The sequence below is a fragment of the Janthinobacterium pasteuri genome (assembly GCF_051380775.1).
Classification (GTDB): Bacteria; Pseudomonadota; Gammaproteobacteria; order Burkholderiales; family Burkholderiaceae_D; genus Janthinobacterium.
In genome coordinates this window covers 19,099-40,740 of sequence record NZ_JBNYXS010000035.1, presented here as the reverse complement: position 1 = coordinate 40,740, position 21,642 = coordinate 19,099, and the positions used below count along the sequence as shown (strand labels likewise).

Below are 21,642 nucleotides of genomic sequence, written 5' to 3'. Positions count from 1 at the left end.
CAAACCGGCTCGATTGAGGCCTGGCTTTGGCGACGCTGGCAATCCTGGCAGGCCTAAGGGCCGAGCCGTGTAAGATTGCTGTCGGCTGCGCGCGCGCCGGCAGGTTTTTTGATAACCCACCGCAGGGTTTGTGTTTTATAAGCACGACGCACACGCGTACCCTGGCGGCATGGAGAGACACATGACCGAACTCGAATTCAAATCGCTGGCCCAGCAAGGCTACAACCGCATTCCCCTGATCGCGGAAGCCTTCGCTGACCTGGAAACCCCGCTCACGCTGTACCTGAAACTGGCGCAAACCCAGCAAGGCGGCAAGAACACCTTCTTGCTCGAATCCGTCGTCGGCGGCGAACGCTTCGGCCGCTATTCCTTCATCGGCTTGCCCGCCACCACCGTCTTGCGCAGCCATGGCAACCGCACCGAGATCGTCAAGAACGGTGCCGTGATCGAAGAGCACGAAGGCAATCCGCTCGACTTCATCGAACAGTACCAGTCTCGCTTCAAGGTGGCCCTGCGCCCCGGCATGCCGCGTTTCTGTGGCGGCCTGGCCGGCTACTTCGGCTACGACACCGTGCGCCACATCGAGAAAAAACTGGCGGGGGGCGCGCCGAAAGACGACTTGAACCTGCCCGACATACAGTTGATGGTGACGGAGGAACTGGCCGTCATCGACAATCTGTCCGGCAAGCTGTACCTGATCGTGTATGCCGATACCACGCAGCCCGAGTCGTTCTCGAAAGCGCGCCAGCGCCTGAAGGACTTGCGCATGATGCTGCGCCGCGGGGTCGATGCACCCGTCACCAGCGCCTCCGTGCGCACGGAAACCATCCGCGACTTTTCCAAGGAAGACTATCTGAAAGCGGTCGCCAAGGCGCATGAATACGTGATGGCCGGCGACTTGATGCAGGTACAAATCGGCCAGCGCATCCGCAAGCCGTATGTCGATTCGCCGCTGACCCTGTACCGCGCCCTGCGTTCGCTGAACCCGTCGCCGTACATGTACTTCTATAACTTTGGCGACATGCAGATCATCGGCGCCTCGCCCGAGATTTTGGTGCGCAACGAGACGACGACAGATGGCGGCAAGAAAGTCACCTTGCGTCCCATCGCAGGCACCCGTCCGCGCGGCGCCACGCCAGAGCGCGACGCCGAGCTGTCGGCCGAACTGCTGGCCGATCCGAAAGAGATCGCCGAGCACGTGATGCTGATCGACCTGGCCCGCAACGACATCGGCCGCATCGCCGAAACAGGCAGCGTGCAAGTCACCGACCGCATGGTCATCGAAAAATACTCGCACGTGCAGCACATTGTCTCGAACGTGGAAGGCACTTTGAAAGACGGCTTGTCGAATCTGGACGTGCTGCGCGCCACCTTCCCGGCCGGCACCCTGACGGGCGCGCCGAAAGTGCGCGCCATGGAAGTGATCGACGAGCTGGAAATCACCAAGCGAGGCATCTATGGCGGCGCCTGCGGCTACCTGTCGTTTGGCGGCGAAATGGACGTGGCGATTGCCATCCGCACGGGCGTGATCAAGGACGGCATGCTGTACGTGCAGGCTGCGGCCGGCATCGTGGCCGACTCCATCCCCGAAATGGAATGGCAGGAAACCGAAAACAAGGCGCGTGCCGTATTGCGCGCCGCCGAACAAGTGCAAGATGGACTGGATGGGGAGTTTTAAGATGCTGCTGATGATCGACAACTATGACTCCTTCACCTACAACATCGTGCAGTATTTCGGCGAGTTGGGTGAAGACGTGCGGGTCTACCGCAACGATGAAATCACGATCGAACAGATCGAAGCGCTGAACCCGGACCGCATCTGCATCTCGCCCGGCCCGAAAGCACCTGCGCAGGCGGGCATTTCGGTGGAAGTGCTCAAGCACTTCGCCGGCAAGAAACCGATACTGGGCGTCTGTCTGGGCCATCAGGCCATCGGCGAGGCGTTTGGCGGCAAAGTCATCCGCGCCAAGCAAGTCATGCATGGCAAGACTTCCGTCATCGCGCATACGGGTGTGGGTGTCTTCAAGGACATCCCCAGCCCCTTCACAGTGATCCGCTACCACTCTTTGGCGATCGAACGCGCCTCGCTGCCTTCCTGCCTGGAAGTGACGGCATGGACGGACGACGGCGAAATCATGGGCGTGCGCCACCGGGAATACGATATCGAGGGAGTGCAGTTTCACCCCGAATCGATTCTCTCGGAGCATGGCCACGCCCTGCTGAAGAATTTCCTCGAGCGCTGATTCCATGCGCACGCCACGGCGTGCCATCAGTGTCCTCCTGCGCCATCATTGAAGAAGGAAGCATCATGCCGATCACCCCACAAGAAGCCCTGCTGCGCTGCATCGAACACCGCGAAATCTTTCACGACGAAATGCTGTACCTGTTCCGCCAGATTATGTCCGGCGAAATGTCGCCCACCATGATCGCGGCGCTGACCATGGGCTTGCGCGTGAAAAAGGAAACCATCGGCGAAATCGCCGCCGCCGCGCAAGTGATGCGCGAGTTTTCCACCAAGGTGCCCATGGCCGACACCACCAACCTGCTCGATATCGTCGGCACGGGCGGCGACGGCGCACACACGTTTAATATCTCCACCGCCTCGATGTTCGTGGCGGCGGCAGCCGGCGCGCGCGTGGCCAAGCACGGCGGACGCAGCGTCTCGTCATCGTCGGGCAGCGCCGACGTGCTCGATTCCCTGGGCGTCAACATCAACCTGCAACCCGAGCAGATCGCCCAGTCGATTGCGCAAACGGGCATCGGTTTCATGTACGCACCGAACCACCATGCAGCCATGAAGCATGCGGCGCCCGTGCGCCGCGAACTGGGCGTGCGCACGATTTTCAATATTCTGGGGCCTCTGACGAATCCGGCCGGCGCGCCGAACATTCTGATGGGCGTGTTCCACGCCGACTTGGTCGGCATCCAGGTGCGCGTGCTGCAGCGCCTGGGCGCGCAGCATGCCATCGTCGTGTATGGCCGCGACAATATGGATGAAGTGTCGCTGGGCGCAGCCACCATGGTGGGCGAATTGATCAACGGAGAGATCCGCGAATATGAAATACACCCCGAAGATTTCGGCATGTCGATGATCGCCAGCCGCAACCTGAAGGTGGCCGATTCCATCGAATCAAAGGCCAAGATGATGGAAGCGCTGCGCGGCGAGCCCGGTGCGGCAGCGGACATCGTCGCCCTGAACGCGGGCACGGCGCTGTATGCGGCTGGCGTGGCCAGCTCGATCGAAGACGGTCTGGCGCGTGCGCGCAGGGCCGTCAGCTCGGGTGCCGCGCTGGCAAAACTGGAACAATTCGTGCAGGTGACGCAGCAGCTGGGCACCCCGGCGCAGGCGTAAGCTCCCGCCCTCCTTTTTAGAATAGCGACCATCATGTCCGACATACTCGATAAAATCCTGGCCGTGAAGGCCGACGAAGTGGCGAAGGCCAAAGCCCACCGCAGCCTGGCCAGCCTGCGCAGCGACGTGGAAAGCGACAGCGCCTTGCGCGCCGGCCTGCGCGGCTTTGAAGCGAGCCTGCGCCAGCATATCGCCGCCGGCAAGCCCGGCATCATCGCCGAAGTAAAAAAGGCCTCGCCATCGAAGGGCGTGATCCGCGCCGACTTCCGCCCGGCGGACATCGCCGCCAGCTATGCGGCGCATGGCGCGGCTTGCCTGTCCGTGCTGACGGATGAACAGTTCTTCCAGGGCTGCGTGGATTACCTGCAGCAGGCGCGCGCCGCCTGCACCATCCCCGTGCTGCGCAAGGACTTCATGGTCGACATGTACCAAATCTATGAAGCGCGCGCCATGGGCGCCGACTGCATCCTCCTGATCGTCGCGGCGCTCGACCACGGTCTGATGGCCGAAATGGAAGCGTGCGCCCACGAACTGGGCATGGGCGTGCTGATCGAAAGCCACGACGGCGAAGAACTCGACGCGGCACTCAAGCTCAAGAGCGCGCTGATCGGCATCAACAACCGCAACCTGCGCACCTTCGAAACCTCGCTCGACACCACCATCAACCTCTTGCCACGCATCCCGCAAGACAAATTGATCATCACGGAATCGGGCATCCACAGCACGGCCGACGTGAAACGCATGCGCGATGCACACATCCACAGCTTCCTCGTGGGCGAAGCGTTCATGCGCGCACCCGACCCCGGCGTGGAGCTGGAGCGCCTGTTCAGTTAAACCATGGTAGCCTGGCAGCCATGAGACACGCGATCACCTCCGTTGCCGCCACTGTCCTGCTGTCGGCTTGCCAGACTGCGTCCCCGCCAGCGGCGCGCACGCCCGCACCTACGCCCCCTGGCACGCCGGCTACGCTACAGTTTGCCGCCAACATCGACGCCTACAAGTCGCTGGTGGCGCAGCAGATCATGGCGGCCAACAGCGCATATACATTCAGCGGGCGCCTGCCGCCCATGTTGCCGGCCATCGTCGTGCTCGACCTGAGCGTGGGCCCCGAGGGCGAGCTGAAAAGCGTGCGCGTGCACCGTTCACGCGACAGCGAAGCATCGGCTGCGGCGCTGGCCGCCGTGCGACGCGTGCCATCCCTCTTTCCGCCAGCGGCACACCTGATGCACCGTCACGCCAGAACCTTCGATTTTTCCGAAACCTTCCTGTTCAACGAGCAGTATCGATTCCAGCTGCGGACATTGTCAGGTCCTCAGTAAACGCGCAAGCATCGAGTTCGATGCGGTCGCGTCCCCGCTCCTTGGCCAGGTACAGGGCCGCATCGGCGCGCGACAGCAACTTTTCCAGCCCTTCCGCTATCGATACCTGGCAAGCGACGCCTATGCTGACCGTACACGATGGCAGTCCCGCATGGCTGGACTCGCGCAGCAAGGCGCGGATGCGTTCGGCCACGCCCAGCGCACTTTGCGCCGGCATGTCCGGCATCAGCACGACGAACTCCTCGCCGCCGAAACGCGCCACGCAATCCGATTCGCGCAAGGCGCCACCGATGACGCTGGCCACATGCGCCAGCACCTGGTCACCCACCGCGTGGCCATAGCGGTCATTGATCGATTTGAAGTAATCGAGGTCGATACTGAGCAGTGTCAGCGGTAAACGGCGGCGGCGCTGATTGCCAATTTCTCGCGCATAGGCATCGCCAAAGCCGCGCCGGTTCAGCACCTGCGTCAGCGGATCGTGGGTCGAACGGCGCTCCAGTATCTGCTGCAGGCGTCGCGTCGCCACCGTCATGAAGCCCACCGTCAGCAGCAGCGCCATGAAATTGGCGACCGCCAGATAGATGCCGGCCGGTGTGCCTGCCACCGCCAGGTTCACGCTGGCGCCGCCATGCAGCAACGCCGACACGCCGCGCGCCAGCACCACGACAGCTTGCAGCAGCATCAGCGCCCCAAGGAAAAAACTCGAGAAATGGCGCTCGCCATGGCGCCATACCAGCAGCACCTGGCGCGCGTAAAACAAGAAGACCAGCAGCGAGAAGACCGCCACGCGCGCCGAGAAGTCGGGGTGCACCAGCAGCCACCAGCTATTGCCAGCGATGGCCAGGGCAAGTATCAGCAGATAGGAGCGGCGACTCGTCGCCAGGCCATAGAACTTCTCCGTGCCCAGCATCGACAGGCCGATACCGGCCACCAGCGCCGCATTGGCCGCGATCACGGACAATGCCGGTGGCAGCACTTCGCGGCTGCTGAACAGCAGCGACGCACACACGAGCAGCAACAAACCGCCCGCCCAATGCCCCAGTCCATGTACCTCGCGCCGGAAACTGCGATAGACCGAGAACATGACGATGCTCATTGCCCCGCACATCAGGGTCGTCATCAGCATAATTGTTCGAGGATCGAGGGTTTGCACGTTGGCACGATCTAAAAAAGACAATTCGGCAATTTTAGTTTAGTTAAAGAAAAATTAGTTCATTTGCAGTAAATATGCTGCTACCGGGCCGCATCGGCCGCTTAGTTGCATTTGAGGAAATGTATTCTGAACGAAAAAACCGGCCAGTAAAGGCCGGTTTTCTGTCTTACTGCACGACAAACAGCATCATGCGGCACTAGGACGCTTCGGCCCCGTGGCTTTCTTTGGCGCCGGCAGCAATGCCAGGCTGACACCGGGAACGCGGTCGCCTTGCAGCACGGCCGTAAACGTCATCAGTTCGTCGCGGCGGAAGGCGTGAATCGCCACCTTCGCGCCAACGGCGTAACGGCCCAGCAAGGTGTCCAGGTTGGTACCCGTCACGCGCAAGCCGTCGACAGCCACTAGCACGTCGCCCGCCGACAGGCCGGCCACATGGGCGGCACCGCCCTGGTGCACCTGCGCCAGTTTGGCGTCGTTGCCGTCGCGGCCCAGCGTGACGTCGAGGCTGGGCTTTTCCATCTTGCGCGCGTCGCTGTATTTCACGCCGAACGGCGCCAGCAGGCGTGCCAGCGGCACGTCGTCCGTGCCACGGATGTAGCGCTCGAAGAACGGCTTCATGCGCGTGCCGGAAATCTCATCGAACAGGGCTTCGACTTCGGCCGGCGTCACACCGCGCGCTTTGCCCTTGTAGAAATCGCGGCCATAGCGCTGCCACAGCGCCTGCATCACGTCATCCAGCGATTGTTCGCCATTCGTCTTCGCGCGCAGCGTCAGGTCGAAGGCCAGCGCGATCAGCGAACCCTTGGTGTAGTAGCTGACGATGGCGTTCGGCGCGTTTTCATCCTGGCGATAGTACTTGCCCCAGGCGTCGAAGCTGGAATCGGCCACGCTTTGCTTGCTGCGACCGCTGCCGCGCAGTACGCTGTTGACGGTCTTGCCCAGCAACTTGAAATAGGCTGCCTCGTCGATCAGGCCGGCGCGCACCAGCATCAGGTCGTCGTAATAGCTGGTGAAGCCTTCGAATAGCCACAGCAGCGGCGAGTAGCTTTCCGCGTGCAGGTTGTACGGCGCAAAAGCGGCCGGCTTGATGCGCTTGACGTTCCAGGTATGGAAGTATTCATGGCTGCACAGCCCGAGGAATTTCAGATAGCCGTCGCCGATCTCCGTGCTGCTTGACGCCGTCGTCGGCAAGTCGGCGCGCGCGCAGATCAGCGCCGTCGAGGCACGGTGTTCGAGACCGCCGTAACCGTCGCCAACGGCCATGGTCATGAACACATAGCGGTCCATCGGTGCTTTTTTTGTCTTCGGCTCGAAGAAGGCGATCTGCGTTTCGCAGATGGCTTTCAGGTCACGGCACAAACGGGCCAGGTCCAGGTTGGGCACCTTGCCCGTGACGACGATGTCGTGCGCTACGCCATGCGCCTTGAAGGTGGCCAGCGCGAAGTCGCCCATCTCCACCGGGTGATCGATCAACTCATCGTAATTGGCGGCCTGGTAGCTGCCGAAGCCATAGCGCTTCGCTTTGAGTTCCGGCAGGGTGGTGGCCACGCGCCAGGTCTTGCAAGCGGCATCCTTCGGCTGCACGATGTGCACCTCGTGCGCATCGGATTCCTGACCCAGTACGCGCAGAAACACGCTGGTGCCGTTGAAGAAGCCGTGATTCTGGTCCAGGTGCGCGGCGCGCACGGACAAATCCCAGGCATACACGTCGTATTCGACCGTCAAGGTCCCCTTGCACGGGGCGGCTTGCCACGAATGCTTGTCCAGCTTCGTCAGCGCCACGGCTTTGCCCTCGGACTCGGCGCGGATGCTGACGATATTGCGCGAAAATTCACGGATCATGTAGCTGCCCGGAATCCAGGCCGGCAAGGACAGTACCTGGCCGATGGCGGCCGGCGACTTGACCGTCAAGGTGACCTTGAACATGTGGCCAGCCAGATCAAAGGCGGCGATGCTGTAGATGATGCCGGCGGCGGGCGCCTTGGCGATGCTTTTTTTAATTGGAGCTTTTTTCATGTTTTCCTCGTGTCTGGCCTGTCTTCCCGGGAGCGCCACTGCCCCGCCTTACAAATCGTCAGGTGTATCAATATCGCGCAAGATGCCGCTGTCGTCCACTGTCACGTCGCACACGGCATGGCTCTTGACGATGCTGCGCGCGCCCTGGTCGCCATCGAGCGCCAGCAGCAGCGGCAAGTGAAAGGCGCTGAACGCGACAGGATTGCCGCGCCGGCCCTGGAACACGGGCACGGCGATACGCGCGCCATCGTCGATGGCTTGCGACAAGGCGGCGATTGTAGCCGGTTCCACGCTAGGCATGTCGCCCAGGGCGATCAGCCAGCCCGGCGCGCCGCGCACGTAATCGATGGCGCAGGTGAGCGAAGCGGCCATGCCCGTGTCGGCATCATGGCAGACGCGCACCTCGCAGCCCAGCGCACCGAGTGCGCGCGCTACCTGCGTGTCGTCGGCGCGCACCACGGCCAGCACGCGCGGCAAGGCCGCCAGCATGGCTTTTGCGGCCGCCACCACCACCGGCAAACCCGCATGCGGGCCTTGCGTCAAAGGCTGCAATAATTTGTTCTGCACGCCGGAAGGGTCGAACCTGCGCCCCCTTCCGGCTGCCAGCAAGATGCCGACCGTACTCAAAAAACTGCTACCGTCATGCGGCCGCCAGATCAAACGGCAGCTTGCGCAGGCGCTTGCCCGTCAGGACGAACAGCGCATTGGCAAACGCGGGCGCCAGCGGCGGCACGCCCGGCTCGCCCATGCCCGTCGGCGCGTCACCCGAGGGCACCAGGTGCACCTCGATCACCGGCATGTCGGGCATGCGCGGCACGGGATAGTCGCCGAAGTTCTGCTGCTCCACCACGCCATCCTTGAGCGTGATGGCCGCGCCAGGAATGGTCATGCCCAGCGCCATCAGCGCAGCACCCTGCACTTGCGCCTCGATCGTCAGCGGATTGACGGCCAGGTTGCAATGCACACCGGCCCATACCTGGTGCAGCTTGGGCGCGCCTTCCACCACCGACGCCGTCACCACGTAGGCGACCACGGAATTGAACGATTCATGCATGGCCACGCCCCAGGCCTGCCCCTTCGGCAGCTTCTTCCTGCCATAGCCGGACTTGGCCACGGCCAGGTCCAGCGCGGCGATGTGGCGTGTATGCTTGGCGTCGATCAGCTGCTTGCGGTAGGCGACGGGGTCCATCTTTGCCACATGCGCCGCTTCGTCGATCAGGGTTTCCATGACAAAGGCCGTATGCGTCGAGCCGACGGAGCGCCACCACAGCACGGGCACGTTCGCCTTGGCCGTATGCACGGACAGCTGCATCGGCAAGGTGTACGGTTCGCCCATGCCTTCGACCATGGTGCCATCGACGCCATTTTTCACCATGAAGGCTTCGAACGGCGTGCCGGCCATGATGGACTGACCCACAATGGTGTGGTCCCAGGCGAGGATCTTCCCTTTTGCATCGAGGCCGATCTGCGCGCGGTGCACATGCGACGGCCGGTAGTAGCCACCCCTGATGTCATCCTCGCGGCTCCACATCAGTTTCAGCGGCCCACTCTTGCCGGCAGCCCGGTATGCCTTGGCGACATTGACGGCTTCAACCACGTAGTCGGACGACGGCACGGCGCGCCGGCCGAAGCCACCGCCGGCCATCATCGTATGCAGGGTCACCTGCCCGGGTTTCAGGCCAGAGGTAGCCGCAATCGCCGCCTGGTCGCCCGTCTGGAATTGCGAGCCCACCCACATCGTGCATTGGTCGGCCTGCAGGTCGACGACACAATTGAGTGGCTCCATCGGCGCGTGCGCCAGGTAAGGGAATTCATAGACGGCCTCGATCTTTTTCGGCGCAGAGATCAACTTGCCCATGTCGGCAGGTTTGGCGACGGTGCCCGGCGTTTTGGCCAGCGCCTTGAAGGCCGCCAGTTGCTTGTCGCTGCTGACCTTTTCCACGGCGCTGCTATCCCACTCGATCACCAGCGCGTCACGTCCCTGCTTGGCCGGCCAGTAGCCGTCGGCAATGACGGCCACGCCGCTGCCGCCACGGTCGGTCTTCACTTCCAGCACCTCGAGCACGCCCTTGATGGCTTTCGCCTTGCTGGCGTCGAATTTTGCCACTCTGGCGCCAAACACGGGTGGGCGCGCCACCATGGCCACTTTCGCGCCAAGCGGCTTGAAGTCGATGCCGAATTGCTGTTTTCCCGTGGACTTGGCGGCGGCGTCCAGGCGTTTCACGGGTTTGCCGATAATGGCAAAGTCGCGCGGGTCCTTCAGCTTGACGGTGGCGGGCACGGGCTGGCGCATGGCCGCGTCGGCAAGTTCGCCATACGTCGCCTTCTGTCCGCCGGGGCCATACAGCACGCCCTTGGCGGCCCGTACCTGGTCGGGACTGACTTTCCACTGCGCGGCGGCGGCGCCCACCAGCATGGCGCGCGCCTTGGCGCCGATTTCGCGATACTGCGTGAACGAATGGGCGATGCTGCCGGAGCCTCCCGTCATCTGCATGCCGTAGGCGGCATCCTTGTACTGCTCGCCAGCCGGCGCCAATGCGCCATGCACCAGGCGCCAGTCGGCGTCGAGTTCCTCGGCGATCAGCATGGGCAAGCTCGTTTGCACGCCCTGGCCGAATTCCAGCCGGTTCACCTGCACCGTCACCGTGTTATCGGGGGCGATGTGCAAAAAGGCGTTCGGCGCGTACACGGGCTTGGCGGGGGCGGCATCGGCCGCCTGCGCCAGCTTGCCTGCGCCGGGCAGGAAAAAGCCCAGCATCAAGCCGCCGCCCGCCACCGCGCCGGCTTTCATGAAACCGCGCCGCGAGACGCCATCTGCAAGCGCCACCGGGACTGATGCCAGCGCCGCGCCCAGGGTCACTGCGCCATGCTGCAATGCTTCCTGATTCAACCATTCGATACGCATGTCGCTCTCCTCAGGCCAGGGTCTTGGCCGCGTCCTTGATGGCTGCGCGGATCCGTTGATAGGTGCCGCAGCGGCAGATATTGCCGCTCATGGCACCGTCAATATCAGCATCGCTGGGTGCCTTGTTGGTGCGCAGCAGCGCTGTGGCGCTCATCACCTGGCCGCTTTGACAGTAGCCGCATTGCGGCACGTCGTGGCGCACCCATGCCGCCTGCACGGCCTTGCCCACCTGGTCGTTTTCCATCGCCTCGATGGTAGTGATCTTTTGTGCGCCCACCGAGGAAATCGGCGTGATGCAGGAGCGGATCGGCTGGCCGTCGAGATGCACCGTGCAGGCGCCGCACAGGGCCGCGCCGCAACCGAATTTGGTGCCCGTCATGTTCAGGTTATCGCGCAGCGCCCACAGGATGGGCGTGGAAGGATCGGCATCGACCTGCGTGTCGCGTCCGTTGATATTCAAGGTAATCATCTGCTGCTTCCCCTTTTTTGGATTGTTATGGCGTCTACAAACAACACTTGATGATACGACAGCGGAAAAAAGTGAAAAAAAAGCGCGCCTTGCGAGGGCGCGCCGTCCAGCCTTCCTGGCGACAGCCCGGATTACTTAATGGTCGAGAATTTCTGTTCCAGCGTTTTCGCATCGACTGCGCCCGGAATGCGGCTACCGTCGGCAAAGAAGATAGCCGGCGTGCCCGAGACGCGCAATTGCTGGCCCAGGGCCAGGATTTTTTCATGCGGGTTGGCGCAAGTGGCGGCCACCGTGGCTGGCGCCTTGCCGTTCAACATCCAGTCATCCCAGGCCTTGTTGCGGTCCGGTGCGCACCAGACATTGCGCGACTTGACGATGGAGTCCGGCGACAGGATGTTGTACATGAAGGTGTAGACGGTGACGTTGTCGATTTCCTTCAGTGCGTTCTGGCGGAAGCGCTTGCAATAGCCGCAGTTCGGATCTTCGAACACGGCGATCACGCGCTTGCCATTGCCCTTGACGGTTTTCATGGCCGAATCGAGCGGCAGGTCGGAGAACTTGATGCGATTGACTTCATCCAGGCGCACCTTGGTCAGGTCTTGCGACGTCTTGGCGTCAAAGACGTGACCCACGAACAGGTATTGCGCGGCTTTGTCCGTGTACAGGATGTCGCCACCCGTGCGCACTTCGTACAGACCACCGTAAGGGGTTTCCTTGACCGAATCGACCTTGGCGCCTTCGCCCAGGCGCGGCTCGATCAGCTTTTTGATGCTAGCTTCCGTTGGCGTTTCCGCGCCGGCGCACGACATCATCAGGCCCGAGGCCAGCACTAATGCGATTCTGCTCATTTTTATCACTATCACTTCTCCACTTGAAACGCCTGGCGAAACTGGCCTCTGGCCCGGCGCAACTATCTTCTTAATAAAACGAGCGCCGCAGACCAGCTGCGGCGACCTTGAATTTTCACTGCTGCCATTATCCAGCGATATCTTAAGACTTACTGATTTTCACTGATGCCCCAATGCATGCGAAATCATTTTTCGCTTCAGGGCCGGTAATTTATCGAGCAAGTTTAATCCCAAATTGCGAACCACGCGCAGCGGCTCCAGATCAGCGCCAAATAATCGCGCCAGGCCATCGGTGGCCAGCTGCATCAGCAGCACGTCTTCCTTGCGCGCGCGGGCATAGCGGGCCAGCACGCGTTCATCGCCGATGCCGCGGTGCGCTTCGCGTTCGCTGATCGTCTTGACCAGTTGCGCCACGTCGGCAAAGCCCAGGTTCATGCCGTGGCCGGCCATCGGATGGACCACGTGAGCGGCGTCGCCCACCAGGGCCACGCGCGGCGCCACCATGGCGTGCGGGCGCATCAGGGTCAGGGGAAACGCGCGCACCAGTTCCGGCTGCAGCGGCGTGAGTGTACCCAGTTTGTCGTGGCAATACGCGGCCAGGCGCGCGGCCAGGGCGTCGGCCGATTCGGACATCAAGGTGTCGGCCAGCGCATCGGGCGCCGACCAGACCAGTGAAACGCGCTCGCCCGGCAGCGGCAGCAGCGCGACGATGCCTTCGCTGCCCGTAAACCACTGGTGGGCCGCGCCATGGTGCGGCTTTTCGCAGGCGAAGTTGCTGACCACGCCCCGCTGGCCGTACGAGCGGTAATCGAGGCCGATGTCGCACTGGCCCCGCACCCAGGACTGGGCGCCGTCCGCGCCAACCACCAGCGCGCAGGTGATGGTGTCGCCGCCATCGAGGTGCACGATGGCCGTATCACTGGTCCATTCCAGTCGGCTGGCACGCCCCTGCACCACATTGACGTTTGGTGCGAATTTCAGAGCCGCATCCAGCGCCTGGCCCAGGTTGCGGTCTTCGACGATCCACGCCAGGGTGCCGACATGCGCGCCGTAGGCGTCGAAACCGAGTCCGCCCGCCTGCGCACCGTCGCCGTTGACCAGCATGGCATCGATGGGCGCCACCCTGTCGGCCGCCAAAGCGCCCCATACCTTCAGCGACGACAGCAGCTGGTGCGCCGTGTGATTGAGCGCATACACGCGCACATCCCAGCTGGCTTCGACCGGCTTGACGGTGGGTGCCGGAGGGCTCACCGGGGATAGCAGTGTGACGCTTTGTCCTGCCTGGGCAAACGCCAGCGCCGTAGTTTTCGCGATGGCGCCGTCACCGACGATACAAACGTCGCTGTGGCTATGCATGAAGCGCCGCATGGTGGGGGAGGAGGGACTGTTCATGCACCCATTATAGCGTTTGCCGTGCCCATTTCAGCATGCGCGCCCGCCAGCGGAAACGGAGAAAAGCCAAAGACTTCAACTATTCTTGATCTTGGCGCAGAAATGCCTGCGCCCGCTCCAGCACTTCATCGCGCCCCGCGCGCAAGCCGGCCACGCTGGGCGCGACCGTGATGTGCGGCTGCACGCCCACTCTTTGCAGCTGGCGTCCGTCGGCATGCCGCACTTCCAGCCCCGAATACCAGACATGGACTTTTCCAGGAAGCACCACTTCGCGCAAGTCGCCATTGGCGCCCGCGCTGGGCGTGCCGATAAAGGTGACGGGCGTGGCCGCCTCGACCGCCAGCGCCAGATGCTCGGCCTGGCTTAGCGTATGTTCGTTGATCAGCATGACGACCTGGCCCCGGTATACGGGCGCCAGGGCTGGGTACAGGCGATCGGGATACGCCAGTTGCACGCCGTCGCTGGTCTCGTGCGCCGTCACCAGTTGCTGGTAACTCCTGGCGAAGATACTGGCGTCATTGACATTGAGCCGTTCCGCGATGGCGCGGCCGGTGCCATGCGGATACCCGCGCATATCGAGTATGAGGGCGCGGCTGCCTTGTATCTTGTCAAACATGGCGTCCACCTCGCCCGCCTGCAAGCGGTCCAGGTCGACGTAGGCAATGCCCTTGTCCAGCGCGATCATCGGGCGCGCGTGGCGCGGCGCCAGCGCATCGTCCAGCGGCGTCGGCTGCAACACCACCTCGCGCCGCTTGCCATCGCCGCTATCGACCTGCAAGGTCACGCTGGCGCCGGGCAGAAAAGTCAACATCTCGGCCATGGCCTTGCGCCAGCGTCCCGCTTCGTTCGAAGCTGCCGTCGTGGCGCGCAAGCGCCCCAGACGCGTGCCTACATACTCGCCATCGATTTGCACGATAGTGTCACCCACGTTCAGCAGGCCCGAACGCAGCAAAGCAGGGTCTGTCACGTTAGCCACCACGATGCCCTCATCGATGGCAGCCAGCACCACGCCTATGCCGTGCGTGCGGCTATTCCCGCCCAGCGCCCGACTGCCCACGCCGACATGGCTGTCATCCAGGCTGGTTGCCATCTGCTGCAGGATCAGGCCATACTCGCGCGCATCGTGCACCTGGGCCATCTGGTGCAGGCAGCGCTGCAAGGCGTCATCCCACGAACGGCTCATCAAGGGCTTGGCCGGAAAGTAATTATCCAGCGTGGCCCACAGCTTGATGGCAGCGAGCATGCGCCACTCGCGCTCGGGCAAGCGCATGTCGCGATAAGCTTCGTCGTCGTGGCGCACCGGATACAGCGCAGCGGATGCCGGCGGCGATATCACCGATATCACCGGCATCGATGGCTGCGCCAGCAGCGCCAGCGCCGCCTTGACTGGCGCACTGGCCGGCCCGGTGGCGCGATCCATGCGCAAGGTACGATCAGCAGCCAGCACGGCGGCGCTGCCGTCCGGCCAGGCCAATTGGCCGGACGCGAATTCGACGCGCAAGTCATCGCCTATCGACAAGGCTTGCACCGGACCGGCGCGGCTGCGCCAGGCGCCCTCCTCGGCCACGATGCGCGCGCGGCCAGTGCGCTGCAGCGCCAGCACGGCATGCGGCACCGATTGCGTGTCATTGACGATGAAGACCATGGGCAGGGCCCGCGCACCGGGCGCCGGCTGCAGCCGTTGCGCCTCCAATTGCATGAAACCCGCCGTCATGCCTTCCCACTGCCCGGGAGTATTCGGGCGCGGGCCGGTAGAAAAACGATAGCGCTCGGCCGGCAGCAGCAATGGTTCGGTGATCAACTGCGCCAGCACGGCATGCAGCATGGTGGGCAACGGTGGACGCGGAAGCTCCCTGCGCGCACGCAAATCAAGTATGACTTGCCGGGCCCTGGCCGGCAGCAGCAGCAGCAGCGGGCTACCATCGCGCATGCCCGGATGCAGGTGCAGCAGCGCCGTGTCGCCGGGCAGCCACTCCAGCACATCGCCATCGGCCGGCCAGCGCACGTACGCCGGCGCCTCTGCCCCGATGCGCAAGGCATCATCGTGCAGCGGCGCCATCAGAGTCGCGATGGCCAGCCGCAAACTGGCTGCATCGTCTTCGTCCCGCAACTGAGGCAAGGCCGCCACCAGCGCGCGGTCCCAGTCGACGCGGTCGTCGGCCAGCGCCGGATGGGTGGCGCGCGCAGCGCTCCACAAGCGTGCCAGCGCTACGCTATTCCCATCGTGCGCCTGTGCCGGCGCTGCGGTGCACACCAGCACCGCCAACGCCCCCAGCAAACCCGCCAACGCACGCCGCGCGCGCCCATTTTCCAGCGCCATCCGTTGCATAGCCATTGCCGCGTCCCTCTTCCGCCACTGAAGTCAACGCCTGCGCCGCGCATAAAAAAACCGGCTGACGCCGGTGTGTATATCGCGATGCGGATTGACTGGTTTGATAAAGCATTGATTATCAAACAATAGTACTACGCACGCAAGAGCGTTCGCCTGCAGTGCTCCCCTTGGCTACACGGTACTTCCCGATCTAAAAAAGCACGTGCACCTAAGAAATCCAAGAAAAGTCACAGCCGGCTCTTGCATTCCCGTTTTGGTCTGCTATAATTCTCCACCTTGGCCTGGTAGCTCAGTCGGTAGAGCAGAGGATTGAAAATCCTTGTGTCGGTGGTTCGATTCCGCCCCGGGCCACCAAGAATTCGTTCACGCAACGCCCACTCATGTTAGTGGGCGTTGTCGTTTCTGGGGTGCGCAGTCCTTGGCGCCGGCTCATTTCCGGCGCAAGCGCTGCACCCCTTTGACATCCCTCACTTCAGTTCGACCTGCGCCGTGCCTTGCGTCGCCCAGAGGCGCCGATAGGCCCCGTCTGGATCATGGTCGCGCATTTGCTTTTGCAGGTTGAACCGTCGCCCATTGCGCGGGTCGGTCCCCCGGCCGGCAACGTACAGCCAGTTACCCTGATTGCTGTAGACGTCGTAGTCGATCAGTTGCGCTTCAAACCAGGCAGCGCCGGCGCGCCAATCGCAGCCCAGATCGTGCACCAGGTAACTGGCAACAATTTGACGCAGCCGGTTGGAGAGGTAACCGGTGGCACTGAGCTCGGCCATGCCCGCATTGACAAGCGGTTCACTGGTGCGAGCTTGGCACCATGCTTCGAATCGATGCGCATCGTGACTGGGCTGGCCCAGGCTGCTCAAACCTTGCGCCCGGTACAGCGCGACCCCGTGCTGCAGGTGCAGAAAGCGGAAATAGTCGCGCCACATCAATTCAAACCAGATCCAGTAAGTGCTGTCGTTGGCGCCGTGCACTGCTTCAAACTGCCTGAGCGCGGCACAGACCATGCGCGCGGATAGCGCGCCGCAGGCGAGCCATGGCGAAAACTTGGTGGAATAGTCCACGCCGGTCAAGCCATTGCGTGAGAGCTTGTAGGTGTGCGCCAGCGCGCCAGAAAAATACTGGCGCAGATGTTCAGCGGCGGCACTCGGGCCACCGTAAAAAGCCGGTAGCGCGTACGGGAACGACGACCGTGCGGTGGCAAGATGCGCGTCCTGGGGCACGTCAGGCACCACTGTCCAGGTTTCAGCCAGGGCTGCGAAGGCCGGCGGCAAGGGCGGAATCATCGTCGGCCGCGCGAGCGGGGCCGACGGCGCCACCTGCTCTCGCTCGACGAGGATGCGGAAGTTGGTGAATACATCGGGCAAGGCAGCGCACGGAAACGGCAGCGCTGCCGGATCGAGCAAGCTCGATTGCCACAGCGCTTCTACTGTCAGGCCAGCAGCACGCAGTGCGGCAAGGTCGCCCTGCTCTTCTGGCGCGGCAATCTCCTCGCAATGGATAGTCGTCGCGCCGATGGAATGCGCCAGTGCCAGCAACACCTGGGCGGGGTCGCCCTCGACCTCCAGCAACTGACTGCCGTACGACGCCAGCTGCGTCGCCAAGTCCGCCAGACCCGACCGGAGAAAATGCTGGCGATGCGGACTGGTGCGCGGCACATTCCAGCGCGTCGCGACCGACGCGCTGCGATGGCAATACACAAACAGCAGATGGCCGGCGCGTTGGCAGGCCTGGCGCAAAGCCGGATTATCCTCGAGCCGCAAGTCATTGCGAAACCAGTAAATATGCGTTTGTGCCGACCTTGCGACGGGGTCGGTATTCATGTCTGACGCTTGCTATCCTGGCGACAGCGATCTGAACAGTATTTCACCTCGGCCCAGACCTTTTCCCATTTTTTACGCCATGCAAACGGCAACTGGCATTGCTGACAGAGCTTGGTCGGAAGGTCAGATTTTTTTCGCATACGCATGTTGATCACTCTGGCTAACGTCGGACGTAGGGTGTCACGGGAGGCAGCAGAAACAGAAGCCGGCCGCAACTGGGCGGCCTCACGGCCCGCTCGATCCAGTATGCCACATTCGGGCGGCGCCACAATCTTACGGAAAAACGGATCTGGCGCTGTTATAAACGTCGTCCTGAACGGGCCGTTTCCGGCCCGCTCGCTACCATCATCCAACGCACCTGGCGCCGGGAAATCGCCTCCTTACCACATCAAATCATCAGGAATCTGGAACGCCGCATACGGATCGTCCTCATCCACTTCCGTGCTGGCCTGTTTCACGCGCACGACGATGGCCGGATCGCGTTCGGCGATCTTGTCGGCGATGATGCGCGGCACCAGTTCCACGGCGCCGCCCAGGCAGACGATCACCAGGCGGCCCGCCACCAGGTGGGCTTGCACGGCGGCCGTCACATAAATACGCTCGATCTTGTTGCTGAACGTGAAGTTATACGGCACGTCGCCGTTGTTGCCCTTGCTCTGGCGGTTCTTTTGCACCATTTGCGCGATCTGCGCGACGATGGCCTTCTGGTTGGCGGCCGCGTCGCGCTGCGCATTCAGTTCGCGCGCACGTTCGGCGTTCTTGCGCTGCGTCTCGAGCGCGGCCAGGCGCACCTCATCGACACTTTGCGTGCCGCTCTTGCGCTCGTCCTTTTTTTGCTTGCTCTTGTCCTGGTTGGCCAGTTTGACCTTCTTCTTGTCGACCAGGCCGGCCTTTAAAAACTGCTCTTGCAACGAGACCATAACTACTCCGTATTGAGGGTGCGCCGGCCAAGGCAGCGGCATCGGCCGGTGGAAAAACGCTAGCATAGCAAAAAACAGGGCCGCTGCTGCTGCAGAATGACTGCCCGGACCAGCCGGTGGACGCCTGGCGCCTGGCAGTAACAAAAAGACACACTCGATTAGAAATTTTGTTGATAAATGTCATATAGTTAGTTACGTTCTGCATATCGGCTGTGAACTGCCGATTGCATGTCCCCTTCCATCGCCTGCGTCTACAAGGATTTGCCATGAAACAATTAATCGCCCTCTGCATCGCTGCCGCGTTTGCCAGCACCGCCTTTGCCGCCGCACCGGAAGCGGCCCCTGCCGCCAAGACGGCGCAACAGTCGAAAATGACCACCTGCAATGCCGATGCCGCGGGCAAGAAAGGCGATGAGCGCAAATCTTTCATGAAGGAATGCCTGAGCGCCAAGCCGGCGCCGGCCATGACGCAGCAAAACAAGATGAAAACGTGCAATGCAGACGCCAAGGATATGAAGGGCGACGCGCGCAAGGCATTCATGAAAGAATGCCTGAGCGCGCCCAAAAAATAAGCGCCGGTTCGAAGCGTCAGTGGGCGCTTCACCCCACAGCGCCAGCCGACAGGCTGGCTTTTTTTTGTTCCCACCGCCTGGAGTTCCCTCTTGCCCTATCGCCTGCCCCCTTCCACTGCCAGCCTGAAACGCTGAACGCTGAACGCCGGCAATCATGCTTAATGATCAAGATGACATGAAGAAATATACCGCGTAGTATTTAATCAAGCTACTGCTCAGTAAGCTTCCACGGCATTCTGGAGAAAGGACGGCAGCGTGGCGGTGTCGAACGATCTCGCGCACTGGCGCGGCCTGGTCTTCAAGCACCTGCTGCAGGTGGTGCTGCTGCTTGGCTTCGTGACGGCCATTCCCAGCGCGCTGCTGGCGGCGCGCGAAGCTATCTGGTCGATAGCGATCCTGGACGTGCTGGCCATCGGCTGGATCGGCATTATCTGGCTTCTGCGCAGCATGCCCTACCGCTGGCGCGTGTGGCAATTTCTCATCGTCGCCTACCTGGTGGGCGTGGGCCTGTTGCTGAAAATCGGCCCCGTCAGTCAGATCTACATGATGCTCATGCCCGTGCTGGCGGCCCTGCTGCTGGGCATGCGGCCAGCCTTGTCAACGCTGGCCCTGACCTCGCTGACCATCTTTTTCCTCGGCCTGCATCCCGACGTCACCCTGCACCTGCAGGGCGTGCCCGACTCCCCCGTACTGCGCGCGCTGATCGTGGCCCTGAACTTCCTGTTCATCGCCGCCGTGCTGACGCTCTCCTGCGCCTTCCTGCTGCGCCACCTGGAACGCAGCAGCCAGGCCCTGTCGCAGCTGAACGCCGATCTGCGTCTGACGGCCACGGCGCTGGCCCGCCTGAACGACATGGTGATGATCGCCGAAGTGACCGATGCCCTGCCCGGCGTGGGAGCGGTATCCGCCACGCGCATCATCTTCGTCAACGACGCCTTCGAACGCAGCAGCGGCTATGCGCGCGCCGAGGTGCTGGGTCGCAGCCTGCTGTTCCAGCACGGCCCCGCCACCGATGCGGACGAACTGGCGCGCATCGCCGCCGCGATGGACCGCGCCCAGCCGGCACGCGCGGAACTGCTCAATTACAACAAGGCCGGCAAGGCGTACTGGGTCGAAGCGGAACTGGTGCCGTTCACGGATGCGGACGGCAAGCAAACCCACTGGGTAGCCGTCGAGCGGGAAATCGACGAGCGCAAGCGATCCGAAGCGGACATCCACCGCCTGGCCTTCTACGACGTGCTGACGGGCTTGCCCAACCGGCGCCTGCTGATGGACCGCATCGCCCACTTGCTGGCCGCCGCGCCGCGCGACCGTAAAATCAGTGCGCTGATGTTCATCGACCTCGACCACTTCAAGCACATCAACGACGCGCGCGGCCACTCCACCGGCGACGCGCTGCTGCGCCTGGCGGGCGAACGGCTGGCGCAGCAGATGCGCAAGGCCGACACGGTGGCGCGCATCGGCGGCGACGAATTCGTCGTGCTGCTGGCGCACCTGGCCGATGACCTGCACGGCGCCGCTCATGCGGCAGCCCAGGTGGCCGAGAAAATCCGCGCCGCCATCGCGCGCGACTTCGATATCGACGCGCAGTCCTATCATTGCAGCGCCAGCATCGGCGTGACCCTGCTGCCAAAAGCGGGCCGGCAGGCGCACGACCTGCTGCGCGAAGCCGACATCGCCATGTACCGCGCCAAGGCGGAAGGGCGCAACGGCATCGCCTTCTTTGAAGCGGCAATGCAGGCGGGCGTGGAGCGCCGCCTGACCCTGGAACGGGCGCTGGCGCACGCCCTCGACATGGGCCAATTGTGCATGCACGTGCAGCCCCAGGTTGACCGCGATGGACGGGTGACGGGCGCCGAAATGCTGATGCGCTGGCCACAGCCTGACGGCACGCACATTGCGCCAGGCGTGTTCATCCCCATCGCCGAAGAGTCGGGGCTGATCGTCAGGCTGGGACACTGGGCCCTGCGCGAAGCGTGCCGCGCCGCCAGCCTGCTGGCGCAGGCAGGATCGCCCGTGGCGCTGTCGGTGAACGTCAGTCCGGCCCAGTTCCGCCAACCCGATTTCGCCACCCGCGTGCAGGTGGTGCTGGCCGAACACGGCACGCCGGCCGACGCCCTGATCCTGGAATTGACGGAAGGCTTGCTGATCGACCAGCGCGACGCCTCGCTGGCGCGCATGCGCGAACTGGCGGCCCTGGGCATCCGCTTTTCCATCGACGATTTCGGCACCGGCTATTCCAGCCTCGCCTACCTGACCTCGATGCCGCTGTACGAACTCAAAATCGACAAGCGCTTCATCGACGACACACCGCGCGACGCGCGCGACACGGCCATCGTGCAAGCCATCCTGGCCATGGCGCGCCACCTGGGCTTGCGCGTGGTGGCCGAAGGCGTGGAAACGCAGGAGCAGGCCGCCTTCCTGGTCGCCCACGATTGCGACGGCTTGCAAGGCTATCTGTATGCGCGGCCCATGCCGCTCGCTGACTTCATCACCTGGCTGACCGAACGGCGTTAGCTTTACGGCATTTCCCCCACGAAACTCCTC

18 protein-coding genes and 1 tRNA gene are annotated in these 21,642 nt (G+C 63.0%); 8 read left to right on the top strand and 11 right to left on the bottom strand.

Annotated elements, in window-relative coordinates; translation table 11 throughout:
- Nucleotides 1-181 precede the first annotated feature (181 nt).
- The 5 genes from trpE (at nucleotide 182) to ACQ4WN_RS24495 (ending at nucleotide 4,671) form a co-directional block, all read left to right on the top strand.
- A complete protein-coding gene (gene trpE, locus ACQ4WN_RS24515) occupies nucleotides 182-1,678 on the top strand; it encodes an anthranilate synthase component I (RefSeq protein ID WP_436553864.1) in 1,497 nt (498 codons plus the stop codon).
- Between the two features lies 1 nt (nucleotide 1,679).
- On the top strand, nucleotides 1,680-2,243 hold the full coding sequence (locus ACQ4WN_RS24510; protein ID WP_436553863.1) for an aminodeoxychorismate/anthranilate synthase component II: 564 nt from the start codon (nucleotides 1,680-1,682) through the stop codon (nucleotides 2,241-2,243).
- A 65-nt stretch (nucleotides 2,244-2,308) separates the two neighbouring features.
- On the top strand, nucleotides 2,309-3,352 hold the full coding sequence (gene trpD, locus ACQ4WN_RS24505; RefSeq protein ID WP_436553862.1) for an anthranilate phosphoribosyltransferase: 1,044 nt from the start codon (nucleotides 2,309-2,311) through the stop codon (nucleotides 3,350-3,352).
- Nucleotides 3,353-3,385: 33 nt separating this feature from the next.
- The gene (gene trpC / locus ACQ4WN_RS24500; protein WP_436553861.1) at nucleotides 3,386-4,186 is read left to right on the top strand and encodes an indole-3-glycerol phosphate synthase TrpC; all 801 of its coding nucleotides are present in this window, start codon (nucleotides 3,386-3,388) and stop codon (nucleotides 4,184-4,186) included.
- A gap of 20 nt (nucleotides 4,187-4,206) precedes the next feature.
- Nucleotides 4,207-4,671 carry a hypothetical protein gene (locus tag ACQ4WN_RS24495; protein ID WP_436553860.1) on the top strand — a complete coding sequence of 155 codons (465 nt, stop codon included), beginning with the start codon at nucleotides 4,207-4,209 and terminating at the stop codon, nucleotides 4,669-4,671.
- Here the strand turns inward: ACQ4WN_RS24495 and ACQ4WN_RS24490 are convergent.
- From ACQ4WN_RS24490 to ACQ4WN_RS24455, 8 genes are all read right to left on the bottom strand, one after another.
- Nucleotides 4,622-5,797, bottom strand: a complete 1,176-nt coding sequence (locus ACQ4WN_RS24490) for a GGDEF domain-containing protein (protein ID WP_436553859.1) — start codon at nucleotides 5,795-5,797, stop codon at nucleotides 4,622-4,624. The genes ACQ4WN_RS24495 and ACQ4WN_RS24490 overlap by 50 nt on opposite strands.
- A 213-nt stretch (nucleotides 5,798-6,010) precedes the next feature.
- Nucleotides 6,011-7,840: a M61 family metallopeptidase gene (locus ACQ4WN_RS24485; protein WP_436553858.1), complete on the bottom strand. Its 1,830-nt coding sequence runs from the start codon at nucleotides 7,838-7,840 to the stop codon at nucleotides 6,011-6,013.
- A gap of 48 nt (nucleotides 7,841-7,888) precedes the next feature.
- Complete coding sequence (locus ACQ4WN_RS24480; protein WP_436553857.1) at nucleotides 7,889-8,467, bottom strand: nucleotidyltransferase family protein; 579 nt, start codon at nucleotides 8,465-8,467, stop codon at nucleotides 7,889-7,891.
- A gap of 13 nt (nucleotides 8,468-8,480) precedes the next feature.
- Entirely contained in the window at nucleotides 8,481-10,745 is a 2,265-nt protein-coding gene (locus ACQ4WN_RS24475; protein WP_436553856.1) for a xanthine dehydrogenase family protein molybdopterin-binding subunit, read from the bottom strand.
- A gap of 10 nt (nucleotides 10,746-10,755) precedes the next feature.
- The gene (locus ACQ4WN_RS24470; protein ID WP_034753534.1) at nucleotides 10,756-11,214 is read right to left on the bottom strand and encodes a (2Fe-2S)-binding protein; all 459 of its coding nucleotides are present in this window, start codon (nucleotides 11,212-11,214) and stop codon (nucleotides 10,756-10,758) included.
- A gap of 131 nt (nucleotides 11,215-11,345) precedes the next feature.
- Nucleotides 11,346-12,062, bottom strand: coding sequence for a DsbC family protein (locus ACQ4WN_RS24465; protein ID WP_436553855.1), 717 nt, complete (start codon nucleotides 12,060-12,062; stop codon nucleotides 11,346-11,348).
- Nucleotides 12,063-12,221: 159 nt separating this feature from the next.
- Nucleotides 12,222-13,454: an FAD-dependent monooxygenase gene (locus ACQ4WN_RS24460; protein ID WP_436553854.1), complete on the bottom strand. Its 1,233-nt coding sequence runs from the start codon at nucleotides 13,452-13,454 to the stop codon at nucleotides 12,222-12,224.
- 79 nt (nucleotides 13,455-13,533) lie between these two features.
- Nucleotides 13,534-15,789 carry a S41 family peptidase gene (locus ACQ4WN_RS24455; protein ID WP_436553853.1) on the bottom strand — a complete coding sequence of 752 codons (2,256 nt, stop codon included), beginning with the start codon at nucleotides 15,787-15,789 and terminating at the stop codon, nucleotides 13,534-13,536.
- A 275-nt stretch (nucleotides 15,790-16,064) separates the two neighbouring features.
- Between ACQ4WN_RS24455 and ACQ4WN_RS24450 the strand changes: the two genes are divergently transcribed.
- Nucleotides 16,065-16,140: transfer RNA gene (locus tag ACQ4WN_RS24450), tRNA-Phe, on the top strand.
- Between the two features lie 113 nt (nucleotides 16,141-16,253).
- Here ACQ4WN_RS24450 and ACQ4WN_RS24445 read toward each other — a convergent pair.
- From ACQ4WN_RS24445 to ACQ4WN_RS24435, 3 genes are all read right to left on the bottom strand, one after another.
- Nucleotides 16,254-17,603 carry a DASH family cryptochrome gene (locus ACQ4WN_RS24445; protein ID WP_436553852.1) on the bottom strand — a complete coding sequence of 450 codons (1,350 nt, stop codon included), beginning with the start codon at nucleotides 17,601-17,603 and terminating at the stop codon, nucleotides 16,254-16,256.
- Entirely contained in the window at nucleotides 17,600-17,743 is a 144-nt protein-coding gene (locus ACQ4WN_RS24440) for a DUF2256 domain-containing protein (RefSeq protein WP_436553871.1), read from the bottom strand. The genes ACQ4WN_RS24445 and ACQ4WN_RS24440 overlap by 4 nt, the downstream gene beginning before the upstream one ends.
- Nucleotides 17,744-17,983: 240 nt before the next feature.
- On the bottom strand, nucleotides 17,984-18,523 hold the full coding sequence (locus ACQ4WN_RS24435) for a DUF2058 domain-containing protein (protein ID WP_436553851.1): 540 nt from the start codon (nucleotides 18,521-18,523) through the stop codon (nucleotides 17,984-17,986).
- Nucleotides 18,524-18,789: 266 nt separating this feature from the next.
- Here ACQ4WN_RS24435 and ACQ4WN_RS24430 point away from each other — a divergent pair, with 266 nt between their 5' ends.
- Nucleotides 18,790-19,095, top strand: coding sequence for a PsiF family protein (locus ACQ4WN_RS24430; RefSeq protein ID WP_152283969.1), 306 nt, complete (start codon nucleotides 18,790-18,792; stop codon nucleotides 19,093-19,095).
- Nucleotides 19,096-19,350: 255 nt separating this feature from the next.
- Nucleotides 19,351-21,612, top strand: coding sequence for a putative bifunctional diguanylate cyclase/phosphodiesterase (locus ACQ4WN_RS24425; protein WP_436553850.1), 2,262 nt, complete (start codon nucleotides 19,351-19,353; stop codon nucleotides 21,610-21,612).
- Nucleotides 21,613-21,642 lie beyond the last annotated feature (30 nt).